General features: G+C 68.4%; 3 protein-coding genes. 1 reads left to right on the top strand and 2 read right to left on the bottom strand.

Translation table 11 applies throughout. From position 1 onward, the window contains the following. Positions 1-847 (bottom strand): ABC transporter substrate-binding protein (locus tag VFX99_RS03290; RefSeq protein WP_329664888.1); only part of this gene is annotated, 847 nt, incomplete at its 3' end. Positions 848-1,030: 183 nt separating this feature from the next. Here VFX99_RS03290 and VFX99_RS03285 point away from each other — a divergent pair. After that, on the top strand, positions 1,031-2,257 hold the full coding sequence (locus VFX99_RS03285; protein WP_329664887.1) for an ROK family protein: 1,227 nt from the start codon (positions 1,031-1,033) through the stop codon (positions 2,255-2,257). 72 nt (positions 2,258-2,329) lie between these two features. Here VFX99_RS03285 and VFX99_RS03280 read toward each other — a convergent pair. Continuing rightward, positions 2,330-3,024: MerR family transcriptional regulator (locus VFX99_RS03280; protein ID WP_329664886.1), on the bottom strand; the 695-nt coding region annotated here is incomplete at its 5' end.

The following is a 3,024-nucleotide window of genomic DNA, read 5'->3' as shown; positions in this document are numbered from 1 at the left end:
CCGGGTCGTTCGTGACCGGCAGCGGGAAGGTTCCGAGGTCGAGGTCGGGGTTCGTCTTGGCGATCTCGCCGAAGGCCCACGGTCCCTGCAGATACATCGCGGCCTCACCCTGGGCGAACGCGAGATTGCCGTCACCGTATGCCTTGCTGGGAGCATCCGGATTGGTGCACGTGTCCGAGAGCTGCTGCATGAGCGACACCGGCTCGGCGAAGGTCTTCTCGAACGAGACGTCGGAATCGGGTCCGACTTCGGTGCCCTGTTCCTTCATCTGCTCGTAGAACCCGGCGACGTCGACCATGCCGCCCACCGTGTAGTCGAACCAACCCTGCGCCACCGTCCACGGGTCCTTGTACGTCGCATAGAAGGGCGTCACTCCGGCATCCGTGAGGGTCTGACAGACCGCCTCGAGCTCGTCGAGGGTCGTCGGCACGTCGAGGTCGTTCTCCTCGAAGATCTCCTTGTTGTAGATGACGGATGCAGCCATGACCGAGTACGGCAGGACGCTCGTGCGGCCGGGGTAGGTGGCGTACTGGTCGACGAGCTCCTGCACCTCGGGCCGGATGCGGTCTGCCTCGGGCATGTCGCCCAGGTCGCTGAGTGCGCCGCGCTCCATGAAGCGCGCCATCTCCATGTTGTAGTTCAGCAGCGCCAGGTCGGGCGGGTTTCCGCGGAGGAATCCCGCCTGAAGGTTGACAGCAGTGTCGAGTACGACCTCGACGTCGTCCTGCGAGGCGTTGTAGTCGGCGACGAGTTCGCGGAAGTACGGAATCGCCTCCGGCTTGCTGAGGTGGAAGTGAACCTCCTCCGCACCTCCCCCGCTCGCGCACGCCCCGAGGGTGGACCCCATGAGGGCCAGCGTGAGAACCGCCGCGGCACGACGCCGGAAGCTTCGATGTGGACCAGGCACGTCACTGTCCCCTTCCATCGACCCGTCTTTGGGCCTGGGAATGTTGTTTCCCACATTAGATTTATCACTCGAATCAATGTGTTGGGACCATAATGACCATCAGGGGACGAAAGGTCAATACCCGTGTCCGACACGTTTTCCGGGGGCTCGCTGAACCTTGTCCGTCGTGCGAATCTCGCGGCGGTGCTCGACTATGCCTGGGATGCCGCCGACTTCACGGCCAGCGATGCGATGACCCGCGTCGGGGTGACGCGCTCGACGACGATCGACGTCATGGATGAGCTCGTCCGGCGCCGACTGCTGCGTGAGCTGCCGAATGCGCGCGCCGTCGGCGACTATCGCAAAGGCAGGCCCGCGCGTCGGTTCGAGCTGCGCGCCGACGGCGGCGCGGTCGTCGGCATCGATGCCGGTCGTGCCCACCTGATCGCGACGGTCGCGGATCTGCGCGGCGAGACGCTCGTGCGTCACCGCCTCGACCTCGATCCCGAGAACGACGCACCCGAGGTGCGCCGCGCGCTGGCGGGCAAGGCGTTGGATGCCGCCCTCATCGCCGCGGGGCTGACGCGCGCCGATGTGCTCGCGCTGTGCATCGGCGTGCCGGCGCCGGTCGACGGCGCGGGGGCCTCGCCGCCACACCGCGATCACTTCTGGGGGCGCATGAATCCCGGGTTCATCGCAGACTTCGCCGGCATGATCCCGCTCGTCCGGGTCGAGAATGACGCGTACCTGGCGGCGGTCGCCGAACGCGCCGACGGCGCAGCAGTGGGCCTCGACGACTTCGTCGTGCTGCTGGCCGGGGAGCGGCTCGGTGCGGGGGTAGCCGTCGACGGCCGGATTCTGCGCGGGGCCCACGGCGGTGTCGCCGAGATGGTCGCATTCGACCGCGTGACCGGTGTCGGCGGAGCGTGGGGCCTCGGATACCGTGCCGCACAATGGGCGCGCGAAGCCGTCGCGGAGGGCGAGATCGATCCCGACCACCCTCTGGCCAGACTCCGGACCGAGGAGCTCGACGGCCGCCATGTGCTCGAGCTCGCGGCATCCGGAGACGCCGACGCGCTGCGCGTGGCCGCGCGGGTCGGCGAGACCCTGGCGGTGATCACCGGGATCTTCGGGAGTCTGTTCGATCCGCGACGGGTGATCGTCTCGGGCGCGGTCGCCGATGGGATCGGGCCTGTTCTTGACGCTGCGCGGCGCGCGCTGCCGGACGAGCTGGACCTGCCGATGCCCGAGCTCCACGCCTCTCGGCTCGGCGCAGACGTCGTCTCCATGGGCGCGGTCGCCGCGGCTGTCCAAGCGGCCCGGGACGGCGTACTCGACCTCACCTTGCCGAGACTCCGCGCCGGAGCCTGATCTCGGCCCGCACGACGGATGCCGCATCCCGTCCTTCTGTCGGGGTGCGGCATCCGCGGTGCTGCGGGAGCGCTACAGGTTCGCCTCCGCATAGACGCGCAGGGCGTCGCGGACGAACTCCGCGCCCGCGGTGCCGCCGTCGCTCGTCGCGTAGTTCGCGCCGAATCGCTCGTCCGAGACATACATCTCGCCGAGTCCGAGCACGTACGCCTTGACGTCGCCGCCCGGATCGGCGGCGGGCGTGCCCGGGATGCCGGTCAGCCACTCGACGTGCCGCTTTGCGACCGCCTGGGCCGACTCGCTGTCGGGTGCGACACCGCTCTCCGCCGCCGCGATCCAGTCGCGACCCAGATCGGCCGCGCGCTGCTTCCAAGCCGACTTCTCGTCGGCGCTCATGCCGCGCCACCAGCGGTCGCTGTCGGCGTAGGCCTTCTTGCCCCACCGCTCCTCGACCTCGTCCTTGTACTGCGCGTGGTCGAAGCCGTCGAACATGTCCTCTGCCATGAGTCGTTCACCTCCTCTCAGTGCATCGATGGTGAGCTGAACGGACGCGATCTGCCGTTCCAGCCGGTGCTGCTCCTGCTTCAGCCACGCGAGGTGGCCGGTGAGGGCGTCTTCTTGCGAGTCCTCGCGATCGAGGATCTCGCCGATCTGCATCAGGCCGAGGCCGAGGTCGCGCAGCAGCAGGATCCGCTGCAGGCGGACGAGTGCGTCGCGGCCGTAATACCGGTAGCCGTTGCCGCCGATACGCGAAGGCGACAGCAGCC

This window comes from Microbacterium sp., assembly GCF_036277215.1.
GTDB lineage: Bacteria > Actinomycetota > Actinomycetes > Actinomycetales > Microbacteriaceae > Microbacterium.
This window is presented reverse-complemented; position numbering and strand designations above follow the sequence as displayed.